Source organism: uncultured Kiloniella sp. (assembly GCF_937128705.1).
Classification (GTDB): domain Bacteria; phylum Pseudomonadota; class Alphaproteobacteria; order Kiloniellales; family Kiloniellaceae; genus Kiloniella.
In genome coordinates this window covers 1-22,866 of record NZ_CAKZMP010000422.1, presented here as the reverse complement: position 1 = coordinate 22,866, position 22,866 = coordinate 1, and the positions used below count along the sequence as shown (strand labels likewise).

Below are 22,866 nucleotides of genomic sequence, written 5' to 3'. Positions count from 1 at the left end.
TCTAGGTTTTTTAAGTATTTGTTCCGCCACTCAAGATATTGCGGTAGACGCGCTGGCAGTTAAATCTTTATCCAAAGATGAAAGAGGACTTGGTAACTCAATCCAAACAACAGGTGGTTTTATTGGATCTATAATTGGCGGCGGTTTTGTTTTGTTAGCTTATGATTGGTTAGGCTGGAAGGGAAGTATGTTTCTTTTAGCTCTAATGACGACAATCCCGTTGTTGATGATAAGCAGGTACAAGGAACAGGGAATGCCATCTGTTTACGGTTCAGTACTGCCTCACCTAAATAGCTCTAATTCTATAGCTCGAACAACAGGTGGAAGGGGATATCTCCGAGCTTTAGAGTTTTTGACAAAAAGAGAGAATTTGAGCTGGATCCTTACATTAATAGCCTTCAGCATAAGTATTAGTGCGGTTGCCACCCTTCTTACACCAATGTTGGTTGATTTTGGTTGGTCGCTACAACATATCGGCATCGCTACCAATATAATTGGTCCTATATCGGGGGTGCTTGGGGCATTCTCTGCAGGCAGTATCTTGCTTCGGATGTTTAAGCGAAAAACGTCGATACTGATATGTGGTTTGTTTATGGTGGTGGCGATAGCAACTTTACTTTTGCCTGCTGGGGGGTATTCATCCTTGTTTATCATCTATGGTGTGATCGTATGCGTATACTTTGGTTATGGAATGATGGTTACAGTTTTTTACACTGTGATGATGGATAAAAGCAGTCATATTTCAGCTGGAACAGATTATACCGTTCAATATTCATGTTTCTCCATTATCGGCTACATATCGGCAATGGTTATGATGTCGATAGCTAGTGATTATGGTTATTCTGTTGCACTATATTGCGCCTTAAGCACAGGTATGATGAGTATTTTTCTTGTAATTATATTAAGTAACTCATCATTTACCTCTAAAGAAATTATCTCTCCCTGAAATAAATAGATAGTGAGATGCCTCTAGTTATCTATTTATTTTCTTCTCGTATGGTTCTGATTAGATCAGTCTGGGGTTTGTCTTCGAGGACTCTTTTGTCGTACGACTGCTTTAGCGATGTATAAAATCCGATCAGTTTATCTCGTAACGTGTGCGTCGTCAGAGTTTTTGCACCAAAGGTCGCTTGAACTAAGAGAGTTCAGTTCATCTGCTTGTTATTCAACTCGAATTATCGGTGGTTGCCTACCCCCGCAACCAATGAAGTACTTAAAAGCCTCCTCAGCACTAGATGTGGGGGCTTTTTGGTGTTTGTATGTATACTGTGAAACATTGCCATTCATGCGTTCCGTCAATGTATATGTTGACGGACAGTGTCGAAAAGATCGTTGCAAAGCTATTTTTACGGTTAATGATAAACTCAATATAATCCCGATAACCTTGAATAGAACGCTCCATATTCTAAGTTTCAAGCAGTTCAAATATATTCTCGCTCGGACATTGGGGTTTTATCAATTTGTGCCAATAACATATCTAGAAAGGCCTGTTCAGCGCGGTTCAGGCGTGCTTTGGGGTTCCAGACCGCATAGACATCCACAGCAGGAGGGGCGTCATAGGGTGGAAGGCGCCAGAGATGCCCGTCATCTATATCCCGCTTGACGACATGAATGGGGAGAGGGCCGATGCCAAGCCCGGCCATGATTAGCCTTCTGACTTCCTCTAGATTGGCAGAAGTGCCAACGACCCGATCTTCCAAATCTGCATCTGCACGCATTAACGTGACTTGCCGGAGGGCGTCACTCATATGATCGGTGACAAAGCTAACTGTCGAATGCCCTGCAAGGTCAGCTTTGGTTAGGTTTTTTAACCCGAAAAGGGGGTGTGAAGGTCCGCAGAACAGGCCAAAATATTCTCTGAAAAGGCGCTTGTATTCCAGTGCAGGGTTTTTGTCTTTGACCAGGCAGATTGCCATGGAAGCCCGACGGGCCATGACCTTGTCGATTACATAGCGGCTGGCTGATATATCAATGGACAAGGTTCCAAAAGGATGTGTCTTGTGAAACTCTGTCAATGTGTTGTCAAACAGCGGGCAGATAACATGGCTGGCCATGGCGATCTGAACATGGCCTCGCACTTCATCTACGGTTTCACGCATCAAGGTATTGAGCCGAAGTATGGCCCCATGTATCTCAATAGCCTCCTTTTCCAGAAGTTCGCCAGCCTGTGTCAGTTTAAAGTTTCCCGGTGATCTGTCGATTAGACGTTTGTCGAGCCGATCTTCAAGTCTTTTGAGTGCGCTTGAGATGGTAGGTTGTTTCAGCCTCATTTTTTCTGCGGCATCGGTAATGCTGTTTGATTTCGCAAGAACGACAAAGGTCCGCAGTAAATTCCAGTCCATGTCACGGGCTAATTTTTCTGCGCTGTCCGTGGAGAGTTTATCGGGCATAAATTAAATCAATACTCATAATTCTAACTATCTATTTGATCAATGCTATGCGATTTGAGAGGCTTTGAGGAGAGAAAAATAGAAAAAGACAATAGCCCACAAAACAAGACCTCTAAAAATCATATTGGGCAAAAGTCATATTCATACGCTTTCCAAAGTGAAGATTCACAGGATGTGACTCAAAAAACAGGGTAGATCAATGACACTCGAAAAACGTGAGGCGCGGCGTCCGTGGTTGCTGCTTTCTCCGGCTTTAACAACCATATTTTTTCTGTTGGTTGTGCCGGTAATCTTTGTTGTCGTCTATTCATTTTGGTTACGAACAGCAAGTGGGGCGGATCAGCCGGGATTTTACCTGACCAATTGGGCTGAAGTGCTGACAGATTCCTTTTATCGGGATATCTTGTTTCATACGTTGAAGATCGCAACGATCACGACGGTGCTTTGTGCGATATTGGGATATCCTGCGGCTTACTTCATTGCGCGTTCCCGACGGAACAAGGCTATGTTATTGATGTGCCTGATGTTACCGTTCTGGATTAGCTACATAATTCGGACCATGTCCTGGATTAATATTTTGGGGGTTTCCGGGGCGTTGAATTCCCTGCTTCTCGCATCGGGAATTATTTCGGAACCTCTTCAGCTTCTTTATAATGAGACGACGGTTATCCTGGGGCTGATCCATTTCTTACTGCCTTTTATGATCCTTAACATATACGTCAGTGTCGAAGGCATTGACGAAACGCTGGAAGATGCAGCCTGTTCGTTGGGTTCCACCAGATGGCAAAGCTTTCTAGAGGTTACGTTGCCTTTATCACTCCCCGGTTTGGCTGCGGGTGGGTTGCTCTGTTTTGTCCTTGGTGCGGGCACCTATATCACGCCCTTGATCTTGGGCGGTCCCACCGATGCTATGTTTGCCAACCTGGTGTTTGAAGCGATTATCACACAGCTGGATTGGCCGTTAGGGTCAGCACTTTCACTTGTTCTTGTCGCGGTATTGGGGGCCTTGATCCTTATCTACAACCGTTTCTTTGGGATGTCACAGCTCATGAAGGGGTTAAGCTAATGGGATGGTCGGTTATTCGTGCGTGGACGGCTGCTGTTTATCTGTTCATGTTTCTGCCCGTTGCTGTCGTCGTTTTGCTGAGCTTTAACAGCAATCAGTTCGGCAGTTTTCCAGTGACGGGTTTTTCCTTTCGCTGGTTTATTGAGCTTTGGGAGAACGAGGCAATTCTCAGGGCGTTCAAAACGTCTATGATCCTTGGGGCTTTGACGGCTTTGATCTCGACCTTCTTGGGAGTTCTCGCGAGCTTGGCGCTGGTCCGTTATAAAGTGCCCGGACGGGATTTTATTTCAACACTTTTGATTGCGCCGGTTTTGGTTCCCGAGGTTGTTCTGGCCGTTGCTCTTTTGCTTTTCCTTAATTTTCTTTCTTTGCACAAAAGCTTCTTTTTACTGCTACTGGGGCATGTGATCTTTACACTGCCTTTTGTTGTTCTTGTTGTGCAGGCACGCCTTGTCAGTATTCGCAGAGATTATGAAGAAGCCGCGATGAGCCTTGGCGCTAATCCGATCCAAGCTTTCCTGACCATAACGCTTCCTTTGCTTGCACCTGCCATCTTTGCGGGGATGCTTTTTGCCTTCACGATCAGTTTTGATGACATTACCGGAACGCTTTTCTGGAAACCGGGAGGGATCGAGACTGTGCCGACGCAAATTTTCTCAATGCTGCGGAATTCTATTTCTCCGGAAATCAACGCGCTGGGGTCCGTCATGATCATTTTGACGGTGGGATTACCCCTGATCGGGCTTGGTATTGCCCGGCGCATTGCCGCGAAACAAGCCTGATCCCTAAACAAGTTTAATTCTTGAACGTCATAAAAATAATAACCCTTAAAACAGAGAGAAGAAATCATGGACAATTCAAAAAGATATGACCGTTTACTTGATCGCTATAAAAATGGCGATTTGGATCGACGCTCTTTTCTGGGGCTGATCGGGGCCGCCGGGCTGGCGTATGGTGTCAGTACACCGTTTGCTAAAAATGCGCTATCCGCTGTTAAGGAAGTCCGTTTTGATGGTTGGGGTGGTGTGGTATCCGAAGCCCTCCGTAAACATGCGTTTGACCCCTTTACCAAAGAAACAGGCGTCAAGGTTGTGGACGGCACCTTTGGGAGCGGTGATGAATATATTTCCAGAGTAAAAGCCAGCCAGACAGGTGAATATAATATTGCCCACCTATCAGGGGTCTTTGATTACGCCCGCTATCATGAGCTGGGCCTGACAAGTACCCTGAATGAAAAAAATATTCCGAACCTTAAAAATGTCATTCCGAAGCTGGTTGATGTTTTTCGGGAGGTAACGGATGGCACGCTTTCTTGTGTTCCCTTTGATTATGGAACAACAGGTATTGCCTATAATCGCAAACACATTTCCGATGATGAGATGAAGGAAAAGGGCGCAAAGATTCTGCTTGATGAACGCCTGAAAGGTAAAATTGGTGGGTGGAGTGATTGGCGTACCCGGATTTGGTATGCATCACTTCAAACAGGACAAGACCCGAACAATGCAACTGACATGGATGCTGTCTGGGAGGCAATTCGGACACATCGTGATCTGCTTCTTAAATACTGGGGATCTGGGGCAGAACTGATGTCTCTTCTTGCGGAAGAGGAAATTTATGTCACTGAAGCGTGGTCCGGACGGGTCTTCGCCCTACAAGAACAAGGGCATGATATCGGGTACATGGATCCACCGAATGGGTTCGGGTGGCAGGAATGCCTTTTTGTGCTCAAAGGCTCCCCTATGGAAGAGAGCGAACAGCTTTTGAACTTCATGTTGTCTAAAGAGGCGTCTGTCGCTGTTGCAGAGGGGCAAAACTATCCGCCTGCTCTGGATCCGGCGAAAGTCGACCTTGGCAAGAAAATCCCGACCTTGCCGGCTTTTGACCCGACAGGAACCCTTTCGGGGCTGACCTTTGCCAACTCTGATTATTGGAACGGCAACCAACAGGCATGGTCCAAACAGTTTGGTCGTATCCAAAAAGGTTATTGATTGCCTGTTCTTACTTTCTTGTACTTCTCTCTGCCGTAGTTTTTACGGCAGAGAGGCTCTTTAAATACGTTCAGTTTCTGGAGATCTGCTGTGAGTTCCGTCAGCTTGAGAAATGTCGCCAAACGCTTTGCCGGTTTTACGGCTGTACACCCTCTGGTTCTGGATATCCCCGAAGGTAGCTTTGTTACCTTACTCGGCCCTTCAGGCTGCGGAAAAACCACGACATTACGAATGATTGCCGGGTTGCTTGATCCATCCGAAGGAGAAATCAGTATCGGGGATCAACTGGTCAATAATATTCCGATACACAAAAGAAATCTTGGAATTGTTTTTCAGAACTATGCCTTGTTTCCGCACAAAACGATTTATGAAAACATCGCCTTTGGGCTGAAATACCGCAAGGTTCCTGCGGCAGAAGTTGAGCGTCGAGTGAAAGATGTACTTGATCTGGTTCAGCTTCCGGATTTGGGGGATCGCTATCCTAATCAATTGTCGGGGGGGCAACAGCAGCGCATTGCTTTGGCGCGATCAATAGTAATCAACCCGGATGTCCTACTGCTTGATGAGCCTCTTTCTGCTCTGGATGCCAATCTTCGCGAAGATATGCGGATTGAGCTTAAACGTATTCAGGAAAAAATTGGAATTACCACAATTTTTGTAACGCATGATCAATCGGAAGCTCTGGCAATGTCAGATAAGCTGGTTGTGATGTCAGGTGGACGCATCGAACAGGTCGGGGCGCCCAAGGACGTATATGACAATCCCCGTAGTACTTTTGTGGCTGATTTCCTCGGTAGCTCGAATATTCTTTCGGTCAGGTGTGAAGACGCAGATGAGAAGAGAGTTCTGGTCAATGCAGGGCGATTAGGTGCTGTGAGCGTGCCCCGTGAGAAAGCAACGGATATTGGTGTGGATACGTCAGCAAAACTTGTCATTCGTGCCGAAAAACTTTGCCTTGTGCCAGCTGATGCAGCTCCTGATCAACGTATGAGTGTTGAGGCGGTTGTTGAAACTGTTGATTACCAAGGTCAAGCCGTGCGGTATTTCGTACGTGTCGGTGATCTTCAGCTACAGGCCCTTAATATGATCGAAGACCGTCCGTTTAATGAAGGTGAGGCTGTTTCAATACGTTTCAGGCCTCAGGACTGTGTTGTTTTGAGGGAAGATAGTTGATGAAAAAAGCAAGACAAAGCCATCTCTTTTATCAATCACATGGTCGCCGGCCGGTTCTGGATCAGGCCAGGGGAATTTATATGTGGGATGTTGATGGCAACCGTTTTCTCGATGGGTCATCCGGGGCAATGGTCTGTAATATTGGTCATTCCAATGATACCGTGTTGGACGCAATGCGCAGGCAAATGGATAAATCAACATTTGGCTATCGTCTGCATTTCGAAACTGAGCCTGCTGAATTATTGGCAAGCAAAGTTGCGGGTTTGTCGCCAGAGGGTTTGGATAAGGTTTTCTTTGTATCCGGTGGTTCCGAAGCGGTGGAGAGTGCGATTAAGCTTGCACGACAATACGCACTTTCAATTGATCAAGCCAAACGTTGGAAAGTGATCTCACGGTTCCCAAGTTATCATGGATGTACTTTGGGAGCACTGGCGCTGACAGGCTATACATCGTTGACCCAGCCCTTTGATCCGATGATGCAGGAAATGCCAAAAATCCCAGCCCCAACAGCCTATCTTGATGGGCGAGATCCGGATGATCCTGCCACAGGACGTTATTATGCAGATATGTTGGAGACCTGTATTCAAGAGGAAGGCCCCGAGAGTGTTTTGGCTTTCATTGTTGAGCCGATCGGGGGGGCTTCTACTGGGGCTTTGGTGCCGCCAGCGGGTTATATGGAACGCATTCGTGAGATCTGCACAGAATATAATATTCTTCTGATCCATGATGAGGTTATGACCGGGGGCGGTCGAACCGGCCGCTTTTTTGCAGGAGAACACTGGGGCGTTTCCCCTGACATACTTGTTTTTTCCAAAGGGTTTTCAGCCGGATATGCGCCGCTTGGGGCGATGGTTGCGCACAATGATATTGTCGATGCTGTATTGGCCGATGGAGGCTTTTTACATGGGTTTACCTATGCAGGTAATCCGCTGGCCTGTTCGGCGGGACTGGCTGTAATTGAGCAAATTGAGGCCCAAGGCCTGTTGGCGAATGCTGAAAAAATTGGGGGTATTCTGAAGCATCATCTGAGTGGGTTGATGGAACGCTATTCCTTTATTGGAGATGTTAGGGGTATGGGCTTACTTCTGGCTTTTGAGTTGGTGAGTAATCGGGAAACAATGCAACCGCTTCCTAAAGAGATATCTGCTTTTAATAGGCTGGTTGAAATTGCTTACAGCAATGGTTTGATTATTTATTCCCGTCGAACTCGTGGCGGTTTGGAAGGGGATCACTTCCTGGTGTGTCCCCCTATGATAACCTCTGAATCTCAAGTGGAGGAGATTATGACATTGCTGGTCAAATCTCTCGACACTTTTGAACGCGAGATTGCCCCCTATATCAAAAAGCAGGGCGGTTTATGAGCAAGATTATCATCAGCTGTGCCATAACAGGTTCTATCCACACGCCGTCTATGTCGCCTTATCTTCCCGTCACAGGCGAAGAAATTGCTGCCCAGTCAATTGCCTCAGCAGAAGCCGGGGCGGCGATTATTCATTTGCACGCCAGAGACCCAGAAACGGGGAAACCATCATCTTCCTATGAAAATTTCATGGGGTTTTTGCCTGATATCAACCGGCAATCCGATGCCGTGTTGAACTTATCTACCGGGGGCAGTGCCCTGATGTCTTTGGAGGATCGTTTGGCTGCCCCTTTGCAAATCGAGCCAGAGATGTGTTCGTTGAATATGGGGAGTATGAATTTTGCGCTGTATCCTATTGCTGAACGCATTAAAGACTGGAAGCATGATTGGGAAAAATCGTTCCTGATGAATTCTGATGATCTGGTGTTTAAAAATACCCCACGGGATATTGCTTTTATTCTTGCTGAAATGGGGGAAAAGCGCGGCACTCGGTTTGAGTTTGAGTGCTATGATCTGGGGCATCTTTATATGCTTGAACATTTCGTCAGTCGGGGACTGGTGCGCGGACCGCTTTTTATCCAGTTTGTTTTTGGTGTCCTGGGGGGGATGGGGGCAGACCCTGAGAACCTGACCCATATGAAACGAATGGCTGATAAGCTCTTTGGTGATAATTATGCCTTCTCAATATTGGCGGCAGGACGGCATCAGATGCGAATGGCCGCGATGTCGGCAGCTATGGGCGGCCATGTCCGGGTAGGGTTGGAAGATAATCTGACGATTGCAAAGGGAGAGTTGGCAGTATCAAACGCGCAGCAGGTCGTAAAGGTCAGAGAAATTGTCGAAAACCTTGGCCGTGAGGTCGCGACCGCAGATGACGCGCGCAGCCTGCTTCAGTTGAAGGGCAAGAACGATGTCAGACTTCAAGCGGCAGGAGCAGCCTTCGACAAATGATATGTTCCAACAAAACACATCCCCAAAAACACCCAGAAAATACATGCCCAAAAATAAACTCCAAGTACTAGAGGTAACGTATGAAATATGTCTTTGATGAACGTCAAAAAAGGCATGATCCTAAACACTTTTTTGCGAATGGTACGCCGCTTCCCAACCCTGAACAGCCTGAGCGGGTGACGCTTTTACTGAAAGGTGCAAAGGCGGCGGGGGGCGAACCTGTGCAAACTGTTGATCATGGTCTGGCACCTATTGCAGCGATACATTCCGCAGAATATATCACCTTTTTGCAAAATATTCATGAGCGGTGGCAGCGAATAGAGGGGGCGTCGGATGAAGTTATTCCAAATATTCATCCTGCGACCAGAAATGCCAACTATCCGAAGTCTGCGGTTGGACAGGCCGGATATCATCAGGCTGATACAGCTTGCCCCATTTCTTCAGGGACATGGGAAGCTGCTTACTGGTCTGCACAAACAGCCCTGACAGGGGCGGAATTGATTTTGGAAGGTGAAAAAGCGGCCTATGCCCTTTGTCGCCCTCCGGGACACCATGCTTTTGCGGACATGGCCGGGGGTTTTTGCTTTTTCAATAATTCAGCTATTGCAGTCGAACAGCTCCTGAAATCAGGGCGCAAGCCTGCTATTTTGGACGTAGATGTTCACCACGGGAATGGGACCCAAGGTATTTTTTACGAACGTAAAGATGTTCTGACCTTGTCGATACACGCAGACCCTGATCGTTTTTATCCATTTTTTTGGGGCAATGCTCAGGAACGGGGCGAGGGAGAAGGGCAAGGTTATAATCTCAATCTGCCTTTGCCGCGAGGGACGGGGGATGATGCCTATCTTGTTGCCTTGGAGAAGGCTCTTGAGCGGATAAATTCATTTGGGGCTGATGTACTGGTCGTGGCGCTGGGGCTTGACCCCTATGAAAAAGATCCCTTAAAGGGTTTTTCCATTACAACACCAGGGTTTACCAGAATAGCCAAGGCGATCAATACTCTTGGTATTCCTATCCTGCTGGTACAGGAAGGTGGGTATCTGTGCGAAGAATTATCAGATAACCTTACATCGTTTTTACTCGGGTTTGAAACGACAGGATTATAAACAGGATGAGACATACGTCGGATGTGCTGGTTATCGGCGGGGGAATAGCGGGTATTGGATCTGCGGCCCAAATAAGTTCGGAAGCAAGTGCTACGGTCTTGGAAACGATGAGTGCTTTTGGATATCACTCTACCGGGCGCAGTGCTGCGATCTTCATACGAAATTACGGCAATGCCACATTGAGGGCGTTAAATGCGGTCTCTGAAACAGTATTGTTAGAGCCCGGAGATATTTCAGATCATAGTCTTCTTTCTCCGCGTGGCGTTATGCTTGTCGCGACGGAATCTGAAACCGAGGCGCTGGATCATTATCTCGAAGGATCAGTCGGGATTGAAAGCCTGAGTGCGGATCAGGCTGTTGAGCTTGTCCCTATCCTGCGAAAGGAAATGATTGCGGCGGTTGCTTACGAGCCGCGGGCGCAAGACATTGATGTCGACAGGTTGCTGCAGGGCTATGCCCGGATTGTCAAACATAACGGAGGACAGATCGTCACGAATGCGCCTGCGCAGAAAATTTCCCGAAGCAATGGTGTTTGGCAGGTGGAAACGCCCGTTGGCATCTATGAAGCAAAAATTCTGATCAATGCTGCTGGTGGGTGGGCTGATGAAGTTGCTGCCATGGCGCAGGTGAATAAAGTTGGTCTGGTGCCGAAACGTCGCTCAGCGGCACTTCTGCCTGCACCAGATGGGCATGATATCATGAAATGGCCCCTTTTTGCGAGTGCGTCTGAACAATGGTACGCAAAGCCTGAAGGAGGAAAGTTGATGGTGTCGCCTGCCGATGAAGATCCTGTGGAACCACATGATGTTTTTGTTGATGATATGGTCCTTGCGGAGGGGCTTTATAGATATGAACAGGCTGTGAATGCTCCGGTCACGCGGGTTGATAAAAGCTGGGCTGGTCTGCGCAGTTTTGTAAAAGATCAGACGCCTGTGGTCGGTTTTGCTCCTGATGCCGAAGATTTTATCTGGGTGGCGGGTCAGGGGGGATATGGCATTCAAACTGCGCCTGCTCTTTCTGAATATGTCGCAGATATCTGTCTGGGGAGAAGTCCCCAACTACCCGAGGAAACAATAAAAGCACTCGATCCCGGACGCTTCCGGTAAACATATTTCTTTCACGTATAAAGGTATTAAAAAATGACTTCTATTACACGCATTGATCCCGGCAACAGAATGAGCCAGGCCGTTATCCATAATAACACGGTTTGGCTGGCGGGGCAGGTTGGTGTTCCCGGTGAAAGTGTTGCTGCCCAGACCGCGACAATTTTGAAAAATATAGAAACCCTTCTCGAAAGAGCGGGATCGGACAAGACTAAAATATTACAGGCAACAATCTGGCTTGCGTCCATGGATGATTTTCAGGAAATGAATGAAGTATGGGATGCCTGGGTGGATAGAGAAAATCCACCGACACGCGCGTGCGGTGAATCAAAGCTTGCGACACCAGATTACACGGTTGAAATTATTGTGGTTGCAGCCGTTTAAAAGAATTCTCAATCTGAAAGTTCTGGTCAGTAAGTGCGGAGAAAGTCTTGGTGATTGGATACTCCGTAATCAATCGAAACCCGGTAACTCATTTGAGTTGCCGGGTTTTGGTCTTTTTGAAGTGGAAACAGAGATAATCGAGGAAGCTATTTTTAAACGAGGGGAAGCGCAGATGCTTTGGCCCTGCTGTTTACATTTAAAGCTTTAAGAATAGCCGTTACATGAGCTTTAACCGTACTTTCTGCGCAGCCAATTTCACGTGCAATCTCTTTATTTGATGCCCCTTTACGCATACGATCGAGAACTTCTCGTTGGCGGGGAGTTAAAATATCTAGTCGTGGGGTTTCACCGTTAAGGTTATTTGAGCTCTGATCTAGATAAAGTGATGGGATGTAAATTTCGCCATCAAGAATCAGGCGTATTGCATTCAGCATAACGGCAGTTTTTGAGGTTTTTGATATATAGCCATCAGCGCCAAGGGCCAGAGCCTCTTTTACTAACTTTGCATCGTTATGGGCGGAAAGAATTGCGACAGGAATATCAGGTGCTTGTTTTTTGAGTATACTGATGTTGGATATCCCATTCATCCCAGGCATCGTGATATCCAAAAGAAGGAGGTCCAGTTCGGGATGCTGGGATAAAATTTTCTGTACCCCCTGAAAGTTTTCAGCTTCAAGAATTTCAAGGTTCTCATCCAAGGCAGAAAGAACGCCTTTAACGCCCTCTCGAACCATTTGATGATCGTCTGCAATCAGTATCTTCAAGTTAACCTCGTTACCTATGCACATTACACTCAACCTTTTAGTGGTTGAGTGTATGGGAAGGATAATAGCGAGGCATATACAAAGTTAGCAAGTCTTGGGGCTAAGTTTCTTTTGTGAATTGAATGTGTTTTCTTAAATGGTATTTCTAACAAATTCTTCTTCTCTGTACCCCTGTAGAAAGAGTAATGCGGTCAAGTCAGAATGATCAATATGTAAAGGCGTATGTTGTCGCAGACTAGGTTTCGCATTAAAGGCCACACCAAAACTTGCGGCCTTGATCATATCTTCATCATTGGCCCCGTCGCCTACAGCTATTGTGTCATCAGCCTTGATCTTAAGATCACGCATATATTGTTGTAGAATGGTTTTCTTGCTTTCCTTACCGAGAATAGGTTCGATGATTTTCCCTGTGAGACGCCCATCTGCTATATCAAGTTTATTTGCATGACAGTGATGGAAGCCAACTCTTTGCGCTATCCTTTCTGCAAAGCAAGTAAACCCACCGGACGCAAGAACCGTCGTGGCTTTAAAGGTGTTCATCGTCTGAATCAGTGTCTGTGCTCCAGCAGTTAGAGATACTTTGTCCCTGTAAGCAATTTCTATGGCTTTTGTGGGGAGATCGCATAACAACCTCACTCTTGCCCGTAAAGAACTGTCAAAATCGAGTTCTCCTTGCATTGCTTTGCTGGTAATGGCCTTTATTTGGTCCGATATTCCATGAATGCTCGCCAATTCATCAATACATTCAGAGGTAATTATAGTCGCATCCATATCGGCAATAAGAAGTTTCTTTCTTCTGTTTATTGTCGAGCAGAGGTTTGCATCAATTTCTAATGGTTTCAGTTGTTCGCGCAACTCGGCTAGATGAGTGGAAAAATCGCTGGCAAAAATTAACTCGAGACCCTTGTCGCCCAGAATATTAATTTTCTCTAGTTTAACATTTCTATTATCTAAAAAAGAAGCACAATGGTCTGTGATAGCAAAGGGTAAGTCTGCCTGTGAAGACAGGACCAGGACATGATTTTGTGTTTTCATAGGGGGCTGCTTTTAGTGGGAAAGGATTTGGCTCAGGAACAGTTGGGTCCGATCCATTTGAGGGTTATTGAAAAATTCGTTTGGTTCGTTTTCTTCAACTATTTCCCCGCCGTCCATAAAAATGACGCGGTCTGCAACTGATTTGGCAAAACCCATTTCGTGGGTTACGCAAAGCATAGTCATACCATCATTGGCGAGCTCTTCCATCACATCCAAAACTTCCTTGATCATTTCAGGGTCAAGCGCAGATGTCGGTTCATCAAACAGCATGACTTTGGGGGACATGCAAAGTGAACGGGCAATTGCAACACGCTGTTGTTGGCCACCAGAGAGTTGGCCCGGGTATTTTTGGCTCTGTTCGGCAATGTTTACGCGCTTTAGATAAGTCATTGCGAGGTCTATGGCATCTTTGCGTGGCATCTTCCGAACCCATATTGGGGCAAGGATCAAGTTCTCAAGAATAGTCATATGCGGAAAGAGGTTGAAGTGCTGAAAGCACATACCAACATCTTTGCGTACTTTCTCCAACGCTTTGGTGTTGTTGGTGAGTTCCTGATTATTAACAATAATGGTGCCAGACTGGTGTTCTTCAAGCTGGTTGATGCATCGAATCATAGTAGATTTACCAGAGCCTGATGGACCACAGATAACGATGCGTTCGCCTCTTTGAACTTCAAGGTTAATGTTTTTGAGAACATGAAAGTCCCCATACCATTTATTCATATCTACAAGAGAAATGACGGTGTCTTGTTCATTTTTTGCCGCGAGGGCTGCATTTTGTCCTGACATAACTAAATTCCTATTGCGTCCCTAATTAATGATGACCAACCTGACCGCGCTTTTCGAGCGAACGGCCATAGCGACTAAGACTGAAACAAAGTACCCAGTAAATGAAAGCACAGAAAACAAAGGCCTCTGCGTCAAAACCAAGCCATTCCGCATCCTGAGAGGCTGCTTTGGCAATACCGAGAAAGTCGAGCAAGCCAACGACCACAACGAGAGAAGTATCTTTGAGAAGTGCGATACAGCGGCCGATAAGAGGGGGGATAACAATCTTCAAAGCCTGTGGCAGAATAATGAAAATGGTTGTTTTCCAACGGTTTAAGCCTAATGCTACGGCTGCTTCGCCTTGTCCCTTGTCTACGCCCTGAAGGCCACCACGGACGACTTCAGCAATATAGGCAGACGAAAAGAGAATGATACCAAATTGAACCCGATAGAGAATACCGATCTCAACGTCTGTGGGCAGAAATAGGGGAAGCATAATGGTTGCCATGAAAAGGATTGTAACCAGTGGTACCCCACGGACCAGCTCAATCACACAGATGCAAAAGCCCTTGATAACTTTGTTTTGCATACTGCGGCCAAGCGCTAAGAGAACGCCGATTGGAAGAGAAGCCAAAATACCAACAACAGCAAGAACCAAGGTGAGCATTAACCCACCCCATTCAGATGTATCAACGACCTCTAACCCTAATCCGCCGCCGATAAGCCAGTAAATAGGTAAGGGAAGGATAAGCCAGGCTACAACTAGATGAGCAGTCTTGAGCATATGCCGGGCAGTGATGATAAAGAGCCCGAAGAGAAGAACCGCAGAAAAAATGGGACGCCAGGCCAATTCTGTGGGGTATGGTCCTAATAAGAATAGCTTTATCTGTGCATCAACAAAGGCCCAACAAGCGCCTTGTCCCTGTCGGCATGTCTCTGCAGTTCCTTGGAAAATGGCATCAATCAGGAGCCAGTTAACCAGAGGAGGAATAATATTTGCCAAAATAGCTAAACCAATAATGGTCAAAAGGCCATTGGCAAAACTATTGAACAGATTGTTTCTTACCCAGTGAAGAAGACCGGTCTGTGACGCAGGCGGCGGCATATCCGGAGAGGGCTGGAAAACCATAGTCATGATTAGCGCTCCACTAGTTGGAATTTGTTATTGGCAATATTCATCAATAAGGAAATGATCAGATTGATACAGAGGTAAACGCCCATCCAAATAGCGATAACCTCAATCGCTTGTCCGTTTTGGCCAATCATGGTGCCCCCAATCGACACCATATCAGGAAAGCCAATGGCTATGGCCAGGGAACTGTCTTTGACTAGGCTTGCATAGTCGTTGGTGGTGGAAGGAATTACCGTACGAAGCGCCTGAGGAAGGACAACATCCCGCATGGTCCGGTCTGACGATAACCCAAGGGCTGTGGCAGCTTCACGCTGTCCCTTTTGAACGGAAACAATGCCGCTTCGGACATTTTCCGCAATAAATGCTCCGCGATAAAGTACCAAGCCAAAAACTAAAGCTGCAAATTCCGGGCGGAAGACCCAGCCACCTTTAAAATTAAAGCCTTTAAGCTCTGGTGCTTCCCAAGTCAGGACATCGTTAAAAACTGCTTGGGTAATCACAGGTGGAATGATGACTAGAGCCAAGGAAATCCATATTGTCGGATAACTCTTTCCTGTTGCATCCAGGGTTTTCTTCGCCCATTTAAGAAAAAAAACTGTTCCGATAATCCCTAAACCAAGCGAAAGCATGAGATAAATAAAATTATCACCGGCTATTGGTCTGGGAACAAAGATCCCTCTTTGACTGAGGAAGCCGTCAGGAATGAATTCAATCGCCTGTTTAACCGATGGCAGGCCGACCAGAACAACTCCGTAAACAAATAAAAGAATCAAAAGAACGGGAATGTTGCGCATAACCTCAACATATACCTCGGCCATCCGGGCAATGAGTGGATTGCCCGATACCTGGGCAACACCCATTACAATCCCGACTATGGTCGCCAAGAAAATACAAAGGATTGCCGCAACGAAAGTGTTAATAATTCCGACCAGAAGGGCACGTCCGTAACTATCAGACGGACTATAGGAAATTAGGGAATCTCCGATAGGAAATCCCGCTTCTTGGGTGAGAAAGGAAAAGCCAGATTCAATGTGGCGTGCTTCAAGGTTTTCTTGAGTAGCCAGTAGAAGATAGTAGGCACAAGCGATTACGATGCCTGCTGTCAGCGTTTGATAGAAACAGGATAATAAATTGCTATAGGAAAACAGCCCACCAAGACGCTCGCTGGTAGTTTTCAACATTGTTTAACCTTTGGTCGGAAAGAGGGGGCAAGAATCTTTAGGTGAAAAAGCACCTTGAATTGCCGTTATGGCTCAGTAGATGAAACCCTTGTTCGTGTTGGTAAGAGCAACTCACCGATCGGCGAAACTGCTCTTACCATTTTTTGCTTTGTACTAGCCACACAAGCCAGAGCAAAAGGGAACTATCGTAGCGGTGCTACATACATTAGACCGCCATCTTGCCATAATGCATTGGTTCCGCGCGGTAGGTTAAGGGGGCTGTCTTTACCTAAGTTGCGGTCAAAAATTTCACCGTAGTTCCCAACTGCGGAAATTGCATTCACCATCCAATTATTTTCCAGGCCAATGTAGCTACCATACTCACCAGAAGCACCGAGCATACGCTGTACTGTTGGGTTGTTACGCTGTGCTTCAGCAAGATTGGAAACATTTTTTTGAGTAACGCCAAGCTCTTCAGCCGTAATCAGGCCATTGATGGTCCAGGTCACAAGATCTTTCCACTGATTATCACCGTGTTTGACTAAAGGAGAAAGAGGCTCTTTTGAAATGACTTCAGGTAGAACAACGTGAGCACTTGGATCGGGCATCGTTGTTCTGAACGAAGCCAGTTGGCTGTTATCTGTTGTTAGGGCATCGCAACGACCGGAACGGTATGCGTTTACGGCCTCTTTTTTGCCTTCAAAAACAACAGGTTCAAAGTTGAGGTTGTTGGCGCGAGCAAAGTCGGCGAGGTTTAATTCTGTTGTTGTACCTGATGTTACACACACGGTTGCGCCATCAAGTTCTTTGGCACTACTTACACCCAAATCTTTACGGGTCATGAAGCCTTGACCGTCATAGAAAACGATAGTGGTGAAGTCGACCCCCTCTTTGGTGTCGCGTTTCATTGTCCAAGTTGTGGTCCGGGATGTTAGATCAACTTGGCCTGTGACGACTGCGAGGATTTTTTGTTTAGAGGCAAGAGGAACAAACTTGATCTTGTCACTTTCGCCAAAGATTGCGGCAGATACTGCGCGGCACATATCGACGTCTAGTCCTGACCAGACACCGTCAGAGTTCGGGTTAGAGAACCCAGGAACGCCTTCACTGACGCCACAGTTAATGTGGCCTCGTGCTTTTACGTCATCAAGTGTGCCTGCTGATGCCTGTGTTGCAAAAAGGGCAAGTCCGGCGATCATCATCCCAGAAATTTTTTTACCAGTGCTTTTGTTTACAGCTAATTTTTTCATTGAATGCCTCTGAATTTTAAGTTTCCTGTTCTACACAGCACATTTTTTTGTTCCTTAATTTGGGAACGTATTTTTTTGAGGGCCGTGTTAAACCAATCATTCCCCAAAAAATAGAGATGCCGCAATTGGACAGAGGTATTGGGTATCGAGACTAAAGTCGTAGTTCATAGGGGTATTCTTACGATTAAGGTCGTACGCCACTGTATATTCCGAGGGGCTTTGATATAGTCATTTTACTGGGTAATCTATTTGAGGGTGCAAGACCGTGTTTAGATCAAATTTTTTCCATTCCGCGGCTTTGTTTCTTGTTTTTGGACTTAGCTTTTGGGGCGGCAAAACTTCAGCATCAACCCTTGATATCGTTAAAGAACGAGGCTATCTGACCTGTGGTGTCGGGGAGCATGATTTTGGGTTTGCCCAGCGTGATATTCAAGGGAAATGGCACGGATTTGATGTGGATTTCTGTCGGGCAGTTGCGACGGCCACATTGGGAGACCCTACAGCGGTTCGTTTTATTCCTGTGGATAGTCAAAATCGCATCACCACTTTATTAGAGGGCGAAATCGATCTTTTGACCAGAACGACAACCTGGACCCTTAGCCGAGATGCGGCAATGGAAATCAATTTCACACGTATTACTCTATATGAAGTTCAGGGTGTTATTGCGCGATCAGAGCTTGGCATTACTCAGTTAAATGAGGCCAAATCAGGTACAATTTGTGTGAATTCAGGTACGACAAGTGAGCTTAATCTTGCCGATTATCTTAATCGTAATCAGACAAATTTGGAAATGCTGGTGCTGGAAACTCAACAGGGAAGGTGGGATGCTTTTTTTAACGGTCGGTGTGATTTAATGACGTCGGATCGAATTGATTTGCAAGCGGGTGCGGCCATGTTGGCACCAAGTTCGGATGACTACGTGATATTATCAGACGTTATTTCAAAAGAGCCTTTGGCACCTGCGGTGAGAAACGATGATGATCAATGGTTTGATATTGTAAAGTGGGTGATTAATACGACAGTTGCCAGTGAGGAGTTTGGGATTTCGTCTCAAAATTTACAGAAAATGAAAGAGGAGCTTTCTCCTCAGCAAACCCGATTGTTTGGCAAGGTTAATAACCTTGGTGGTGCGCTTGGACTTGACCCGGATTGGGCAAGCCGCGTTATTGGAGATATCGGAAATTATGGAGAAATTTTTGACCGTAACTTAGGAGAGGGATCTCAATTCAAGGTGGAGCGGGGGATGAACAATTTATGGACCAAGGGCGGGCTTATGTATGCTTTGCCTGCGCGTTAAACCTGATTAGATGAATTTCAACGCTGATAAAAGATCCGGGATCCTTGGGCGCCGAATTGTTACGAGGGTATTGGCGAGTTTAAGTTGTATGGTTTTTCTGATCGCAGGGGCCAGCGTTGTTTCTCTCTATTCTTTTAATGACCTGCGAAATGGGCTGACTGATTTTACTGGGAACGACTTACCAAAAGTTGTTGCAGGGGCAAAATTAAATCAAATCTCTGCAAATTTAGCGTCTTTTGCACCAAAATTGTTGGCGACGAATAGTAAAGGTACTCGGCAGGCTGTTTTGTTACGGGTCGCCGATCAGGAATCTTGGTTGGAAGAGATTTTGGTCGAGCTTGAAAAAGGGAACTCTGAGAAAGAACTGCAGCGATTCCGGGAATTAAAAGATACTTTGGTTGAAAACCTCCATGCTGTAGCAAACTTGGTCAGGCAAAAAGCTTTGAATTCTGCCGAAACGAAAAAGTTACTTAATCGGATACCAAAACTGAACAAAGAGCTATTTTCCTTTCGAGTCAAGCTGTCACAAGTCACTGGGACTAATCCTAATTATCAAAAATGGAGTAATGCTTTCTCGTCGGCCTTACTGCTAATTCCAACTGCGGCAGCAAGTGATTTTCCTCTTGAATTAAAAAAGTTTGAAGAGCAAATAACGCAGCTTTTGAAAGAGATAGAACAAGAAACATCGTATTTTCCTGATGATGTCAAATTAACGGCTCAAAAGCTCGTCCGTGATCTTCAGATGCTTTCTCTTGGAGAGAACGGTATTATAAAGCTGAAGAATGAATCTTTCCAACTTGGGGATTTAGTTGAAGGTACAGTTAGCCAAAATAAAATCGTGGCAGATCGTTTTGTGGCCTCGGCTTCAATTCTGACTCGAAAATTACAAAATAATATTTTAGCCCGAAGTGAGCAGCTAGATCAGGATGCCCAGGATCGTAGTGTTCTTTTCTTGCTTATGTCACTTTTGGGCTCTGTCGCAGCGGTCCTTGTTTTTTTACATATTAATAAATCGGTTATTCGACGGTTGGCCAACCTTAACCGAACAATGCTTTCCCATGCTTCGGGGCAACGTCCGCCTATTACAAGTTCTGGGAATGATGAGATAACTGACATGACAAAGGCGTTTAAGTTCTTTGTCGATGTTATTGAAAAACGCGAAGAGGAACTGGAAGAGGCTAAGGATATCGCGGTTCGCGCGGATCAAGCAAAGTCGCGTTTTCTTGCCGCGGCCAGCCATGATCTTCGTCAACCCCTTCATGCGATTAGTCTTTTTGTGGCAACTTTATTAGATCGACGTTCTGATAATAAAAACAGTCCAGTTATAGAGAATATCGGAAAATCTGTTGAGCATATGAACGATCTGTTTGAGGCTATTCTCGACTATTCCCAGTTGGAAACAGAAGAGTTTGTCGTTGAGCTTCGCTCGTTTGGTTTGAAAAATCTTTTCTCCGCTTTGGAAACTGATTTTGCAATACTTGCCGAAGAAAAAGGTTTGAAGCTCACTGTTGAAGGGAGTGATCTTTCTGTTAAGTGCGAACCTCTTTTGTTGGATCGGATTTTACGAAACCTCCTTTCCAATGCTGTTCGTTATACCCAAGAAGGAGAAATTATACTCAAGGCCGTATCTTCGAGAAAAGGTGTAACGATTAAGGTTCAGGATAGCGGTCGTGGTATTTCAAAAGATCAACAGCAACAAATTTTTCACGAGTTTTATCGTAATGGAGATAAATCCGAAAAGGGCCTTGGCTTAGGTTTGGCAATTGCCCAGCAGATGGCAGCTTTGTTAGAGACCGAGATAACTGTTTTTTCTGACGTAGGAAAAGGGGCGATTTTCAGTATTGAACTTATAGAAGCGGATCGGGTTAATTCTTACGAACAGACTTCGGCTATTGTTGAAAAGAAGATCAATGAAAATGTTCTAAACAATCAAACAATTGTTTTACTGGATGACAATCCACAGATCATTGTTGCAATGACAGGGTTACTTGAAAAGTGGGGATGTAACGTACTGGCTGCTCAAAATAGTGCAGAACTAAAAAGATTGTTAAATGGAGCTGAAATACAGCCGCTGGCTTATGTAACTGATTACGAATTAGAGAGCGAGAAAACAGGCTTGGATATTCTTGATTCTCTCCTTACAAAAGGCGAAAGAAATCGCGGAATTATTTTGACTGGGAACACTGACCCGGAAATTGAAGCGGCAACAAAAAGAAAAGGATTTAGCTATTATAACAAGCCGATACGCCCCGCAAAACTAGCGGCGTTTTTAAGGCATTTAGCTCGGCAGGATATTTCACGGGTATGATTTTTGCTCATGTTGTACAAGTGTCCCATGTTGTACAAGCGTATTGTACCTGTTTGTGAGATTGTTAAACTCTTGGGCATATTAATCTGTGATAAGGGATAGCCCCGTTCGGGGGAGTTAAAATTTATGAAGTTTCTCCGTCGTTTATTCTGGATATGCGTATTTATCGGGGGCGTATTCCCCCTAACAATAATACTGTTTTATTGGGTCGTACCGCCTTTGGCGACGCCACTCATGTTTATCAGAGATGACCCCATTCAATATGATTTTGTCGCGTTAGAAGACATCTCGCCAAATCTTGTACGGGCCGTTTTGGTTTCTGAAGATCAGCGGTTTTGTGAGCATGCTGGATTTGATTGGAAACAATTGGAAATTGTTTGGGACGAGTTAATCTACACTGGAACGGCATCACGGGGGGCAAGTACGATTTCAATGCAGACGGCCAAAAATCTTTTTCTTTGGCCCTCGAGGAGCAAGGTTCGAAAAGTACTCGAAATTCCCCTGACTATCATGCTCGAAACTATATTGCCAAAACGCCGTATTTTAGAAATTTATTTGAATATAGCAGAGCTCGGCCCAGGAATTTACGGTGCAGAGGCGGCTGCTCAGGCGCACTTTAAGGGGAGTGCTAAAAAATTGACGGTGCGTCAAGCGTCCCGTCTTGCCGCTGTCTTACCTAATCCGTTAACAAGAAATGCCGCGCGGCCAAGCACAAATGTTCAAAAGAGAGCAGATAAAATTATGAGAAATATGCGCATCGCACCGGCATCGCTTTGGTCATGTATTTAATCACTGCGTAATTTTCGCGTAAATAATAATTGAAAGACCCCAGTACTATTAAAAGTCTCCTTTAGCTTTGAGGGGAGTCCTATACTTTTTTTTAATATTTCAGAATCAGGTCTGCTGATTGTCTGGCCTATTGCTCTATTCATCAACCGTGCTTTCATTTTCATTGTTGATGCCTTGTCTTAAATCCATAGAAGAATTTTACACCTATGGCTTGGGATGAAATGGCAAAATCAAATTGTTCTTTTTGAGAGGTAGTAAGTACGGGATATTATGAATATAGGCTTTTAGGAACTCTTTAACCTGCAAAATTGTGTGATTTTAAATAGTTAATGATTTTCTAATACTAGTTCTGCATTTTATAGGTTGGGTGATGAAGTTTCTTGACTTGAGAATTATTTTTTCTGATTGGATTAACTATGTTTGATATTAATTTATCGCGTAGGCTTGATATTGCTTTTGCCGGATATGTCGCTCTTATGTTTATTTTTGCGGCGGTTGTAATGTTTTTGATCAAAGATATTCAAAAAACTGTTCACGAAGCAGGCACACAACAAATTCCTCAATCAATATATTCTCTTTCGATGCTTGAGGAAATTAATGACATCAATGCGAATGTTCTGGAATATATTTTGGGCGAAGCTGAGGAAGAAGAAGAGTTTAGTTCAAATTTTGAGGAATTTTTGAGATATAGGAATTTGCTGGCTGATACGGGTGCCGATACACCGGAACTTCGTAGAGTGGATAGGTTGATGGAGGAGTACGCCATACAGGCTAAGGCGCAGGTTTTTGGTACTTATGATCCCAGGGCAGAAATAAATACACAAAAAAAATAAAGCATT

The 22,866-nt window shown here is 45.3% G+C and carries 21 protein-coding genes; 14 read left to right on the top strand and 7 right to left on the bottom strand.

Going from position 1 to position 22,866, the window contains the following annotated elements; translation table 11 throughout:
* On the top strand, positions 1 to 946 hold a 946-nt coding region (locus tag Q0241_RS21745; protein WP_299381266.1), incomplete at its 5' end, for an MFS transporter.
* Between the two features lie 475 nt (positions 947 to 1,421).
* Here the strand turns inward: Q0241_RS21745 and Q0241_RS21740 are convergent.
* Positions 1,422 to 2,390: a LysR family transcriptional regulator gene (locus Q0241_RS21740; protein ID WP_299381264.1), complete on the bottom strand. Its 969-nt coding sequence runs from the start codon at positions 2,388 to 2,390 to the stop codon at positions 1,422 to 1,424.
* 199 nt (positions 2,391 to 2,589) lie between these two features.
* On the opposite strand from Q0241_RS21740, the gene Q0241_RS21735 reads away from it, so the two are divergent.
* The 9 genes from Q0241_RS21735 to Q0241_RS21695 all read left to right on the top strand — a co-directional run bounded on the left by Q0241_RS21735 (position 2,590) and on the right by Q0241_RS21695 (position 11,524).
* The gene (locus Q0241_RS21735) at positions 2,590 to 3,456 is read left to right on the top strand and encodes an ABC transporter permease (RefSeq protein ID WP_299381261.1); all 867 of its coding nucleotides are present in this window, start codon (positions 2,590 to 2,592) and stop codon (positions 3,454 to 3,456) included.
* Entirely contained in the window at positions 3,456 to 4,238 is a 783-nt protein-coding gene (locus tag Q0241_RS21730) for an ABC transporter permease (RefSeq protein WP_299381259.1), read from the top strand. Before Q0241_RS21735 ends, Q0241_RS21730 begins: the two co-directional genes overlap by 1 nt.
* Positions 4,239 to 4,304: 66 nt before the next feature.
* Positions 4,305 to 5,444, top strand: a complete 1,140-nt coding sequence (locus tag Q0241_RS21725) for an extracellular solute-binding protein (protein WP_299381256.1) — start codon at positions 4,305 to 4,307, stop codon at positions 5,442 to 5,444.
* A 90-nt stretch (positions 5,445 to 5,534) separates the two neighbouring features.
* Complete coding sequence (locus Q0241_RS21720) at positions 5,535 to 6,617, top strand: ABC transporter ATP-binding protein (protein ID WP_299381253.1); 1,083 nt, start codon at positions 5,535 to 5,537, stop codon at positions 6,615 to 6,617.
* On the top strand, positions 6,617 to 7,978 hold the full coding sequence (locus Q0241_RS21715) for an aspartate aminotransferase family protein (RefSeq protein ID WP_299381252.1): 1,362 nt from the start codon (positions 6,617 to 6,619) through the stop codon (positions 7,976 to 7,978). The genes Q0241_RS21720 and Q0241_RS21715 overlap by 1 nt, the downstream gene beginning before the upstream one ends.
* Complete coding sequence (locus tag Q0241_RS21710) at positions 7,975 to 8,928, top strand: 3-keto-5-aminohexanoate cleavage protein (protein WP_299381250.1); 954 nt, start codon at positions 7,975 to 7,977, stop codon at positions 8,926 to 8,928. The genes Q0241_RS21715 and Q0241_RS21710 overlap by 4 nt, the downstream gene beginning before the upstream one ends.
* Positions 8,929 to 9,008: 80 nt before the next feature.
* Positions 9,009 to 10,037, top strand: a complete 1,029-nt coding sequence (locus Q0241_RS21705) for a histone deacetylase family protein (RefSeq protein WP_299381249.1) — start codon at positions 9,009 to 9,011, stop codon at positions 10,035 to 10,037.
* 5 nt (positions 10,038 to 10,042) lie between these two features.
* Positions 10,043 to 11,143, top strand: coding sequence for an FAD-binding oxidoreductase (locus tag Q0241_RS21700; RefSeq protein WP_299381247.1), 1,101 nt, complete (start codon positions 10,043 to 10,045; stop codon positions 11,141 to 11,143).
* A 33-nt stretch (positions 11,144 to 11,176) separates the two neighbouring features.
* The gene (locus Q0241_RS21695; RefSeq protein WP_299381246.1) at positions 11,177 to 11,524 is read left to right on the top strand and encodes a RidA family protein; all 348 of its coding nucleotides are present in this window, start codon (positions 11,177 to 11,179) and stop codon (positions 11,522 to 11,524) included.
* A gap of 152 nt (positions 11,525 to 11,676) precedes the next feature.
* Here the strand turns inward: Q0241_RS21695 and Q0241_RS21690 are convergent, their stop codons facing one another.
* The 6 genes from Q0241_RS21690 to Q0241_RS21665 all read right to left on the bottom strand — a co-directional run bounded on the left by Q0241_RS21690 (position 11,677) and on the right by Q0241_RS21665 (position 17,633).
* The gene (locus Q0241_RS21690) at positions 11,677 to 12,288 is read right to left on the bottom strand and encodes a response regulator transcription factor (protein WP_299381244.1); all 612 of its coding nucleotides are present in this window, start codon (positions 12,286 to 12,288) and stop codon (positions 11,677 to 11,679) included.
* Positions 12,289 to 12,420: 132 nt separating this feature from the next.
* Positions 12,421 to 13,323 carry a phosphoserine phosphatase SerB gene (serB, locus tag Q0241_RS21685; RefSeq protein ID WP_299381243.1) on the bottom strand — a complete coding sequence of 301 codons (903 nt, stop codon included), beginning with the start codon at positions 13,321 to 13,323 and terminating at the stop codon, positions 12,421 to 12,423.
* Between the two features lie 12 nt (positions 13,324 to 13,335).
* Entirely contained in the window at positions 13,336 to 14,046 is a 711-nt protein-coding gene (locus Q0241_RS21680; protein WP_366941212.1) for an amino acid ABC transporter ATP-binding protein, read from the bottom strand.
* A gap of 91 nt (positions 14,047 to 14,137) precedes the next feature.
* Complete coding sequence (locus Q0241_RS21675; protein WP_299381239.1) at positions 14,138 to 15,226, bottom strand: amino acid ABC transporter permease; 1,089 nt, start codon at positions 15,224 to 15,226, stop codon at positions 14,138 to 14,140.
* 2 nt (positions 15,227 to 15,228) lie between these two features.
* On the bottom strand, positions 15,229 to 16,404 hold the full coding sequence (locus Q0241_RS21670; protein WP_299381238.1) for an ABC transporter permease subunit: 1,176 nt from the start codon (positions 16,402 to 16,404) through the stop codon (positions 15,229 to 15,231).
* A 182-nt stretch (positions 16,405 to 16,586) separates the two neighbouring features.
* Complete coding sequence (locus Q0241_RS21665; RefSeq protein ID WP_299381236.1) at positions 16,587 to 17,633, bottom strand: amino acid ABC transporter substrate-binding protein; 1,047 nt, start codon at positions 17,631 to 17,633, stop codon at positions 16,587 to 16,589.
* Between the two features lie 265 nt (positions 17,634 to 17,898).
* On the opposite strand from Q0241_RS21665, the gene Q0241_RS21660 reads away from it, so the two are divergent.
* The 4 genes from Q0241_RS21660 (at position 17,899) to Q0241_RS21645 (ending at position 22,860) form a co-directional block, all read left to right on the top strand.
* On the top strand, positions 17,899 to 18,930 hold the full coding sequence (locus Q0241_RS21660; RefSeq protein WP_299381234.1) for an amino acid ABC transporter substrate-binding protein: 1,032 nt from the start codon (positions 17,899 to 17,901) through the stop codon (positions 18,928 to 18,930).
* 88 nt (positions 18,931 to 19,018) lie between these two features.
* Positions 19,019 to 21,238, top strand: a complete 2,220-nt coding sequence (locus tag Q0241_RS21655) for a hybrid sensor histidine kinase/response regulator (protein WP_299381233.1) — start codon at positions 19,019 to 19,021, stop codon at positions 21,236 to 21,238.
* A 126-nt stretch (positions 21,239 to 21,364) separates the two neighbouring features.
* A complete protein-coding gene (gene mtgA / locus Q0241_RS21650) occupies positions 21,365 to 22,027 on the top strand; it encodes a monofunctional biosynthetic peptidoglycan transglycosylase (RefSeq protein ID WP_299381231.1) in 663 nt (220 codons plus the stop codon).
* A 416-nt stretch (positions 22,028 to 22,443) separates the two neighbouring features.
* Positions 22,444 to 22,860, top strand: coding sequence for a hypothetical protein (locus Q0241_RS21645; RefSeq protein ID WP_299381229.1), 417 nt, complete (start codon positions 22,444 to 22,446; stop codon positions 22,858 to 22,860).
* Positions 22,861 to 22,866 lie beyond the last annotated feature (6 nt).

Coding starts and splice junctions, on each gene's coding strand:
- Q0241_RS21730 (WP_299381259.1), top strand. CDS start 3,456: ATGGGATGGTCGGTTATTCGTGCGTGGACGGCTGCTGTTTATCTGTTC.
- Q0241_RS21665 (WP_299381236.1), bottom strand. CDS start 17,633: ATGAAAAAATTAGCTGTAAACAAAAGCACTGGTAAAAAAATTTCTGGG.
- Q0241_RS21675 (WP_299381239.1), bottom strand. CDS start 15,226: ATGACTATGGTTTTCCAGCCCTCTCCGGATATGCCGCCGCCTGCGTCA.
- Q0241_RS21695 (WP_299381246.1), top strand. CDS start 11,177: ATGACTTCTATTACACGCATTGATCCCGGCAACAGAATGAGCCAGGCC.
- Q0241_RS21710 (WP_299381250.1), top strand. CDS start 7,975: ATGAGCAAGATTATCATCAGCTGTGCCATAACAGGTTCTATCCACACG.
- Q0241_RS21725 (WP_299381256.1), top strand. CDS start 4,305: ATGGACAATTCAAAAAGATATGACCGTTTACTTGATCGCTATAAAAAT.
- Q0241_RS21670 (WP_299381238.1), bottom strand. CDS start 16,404: ATGTTGAAAACTACCAGCGAGCGTCTTGGTGGGCTGTTTTCCTATAGC.
- mtgA (WP_299381231.1), top strand. CDS start 21,365: ATGAAGTTTCTCCGTCGTTTATTCTGGATATGCGTATTTATCGGGGGC.
- serB (WP_299381243.1), bottom strand. CDS start 13,323: ATGAAAACACAAAATCATGTCCTGGTCCTGTCTTCACAGGCAGACTTA.
- Q0241_RS21715 (WP_299381252.1), top strand. CDS start 6,617: ATGAAAAAAGCAAGACAAAGCCATCTCTTTTATCAATCACATGGTCGC.
- Q0241_RS21645 (WP_299381229.1), top strand. CDS start 22,444: ATGTTTGATATTAATTTATCGCGTAGGCTTGATATTGCTTTTGCCGGA.
- Q0241_RS21680 (WP_366941212.1), bottom strand. CDS start 14,046: ATGAATAAATGGTATGGGGACTTTCATGTTCTCAAAAACATTAACCTT.
- Q0241_RS21700 (WP_299381247.1), top strand. CDS start 10,043: ATGAGACATACGTCGGATGTGCTGGTTATCGGCGGGGGAATAGCGGGT.
- Q0241_RS21740 (WP_299381264.1), bottom strand. CDS start 2,390: ATGCCCGATAAACTCTCCACGGACAGCGCAGAAAAATTAGCCCGTGAC.
- Q0241_RS21735 (WP_299381261.1), top strand. CDS start 2,590: ATGACACTCGAAAAACGTGAGGCGCGGCGTCCGTGGTTGCTGCTTTCT.
- Q0241_RS21655 (WP_299381233.1), top strand. CDS start 19,019: ATGGTTTTTCTGATCGCAGGGGCCAGCGTTGTTTCTCTCTATTCTTTT.
- Q0241_RS21705 (WP_299381249.1), top strand. CDS start 9,009: ATGAAATATGTCTTTGATGAACGTCAAAAAAGGCATGATCCTAAACAC.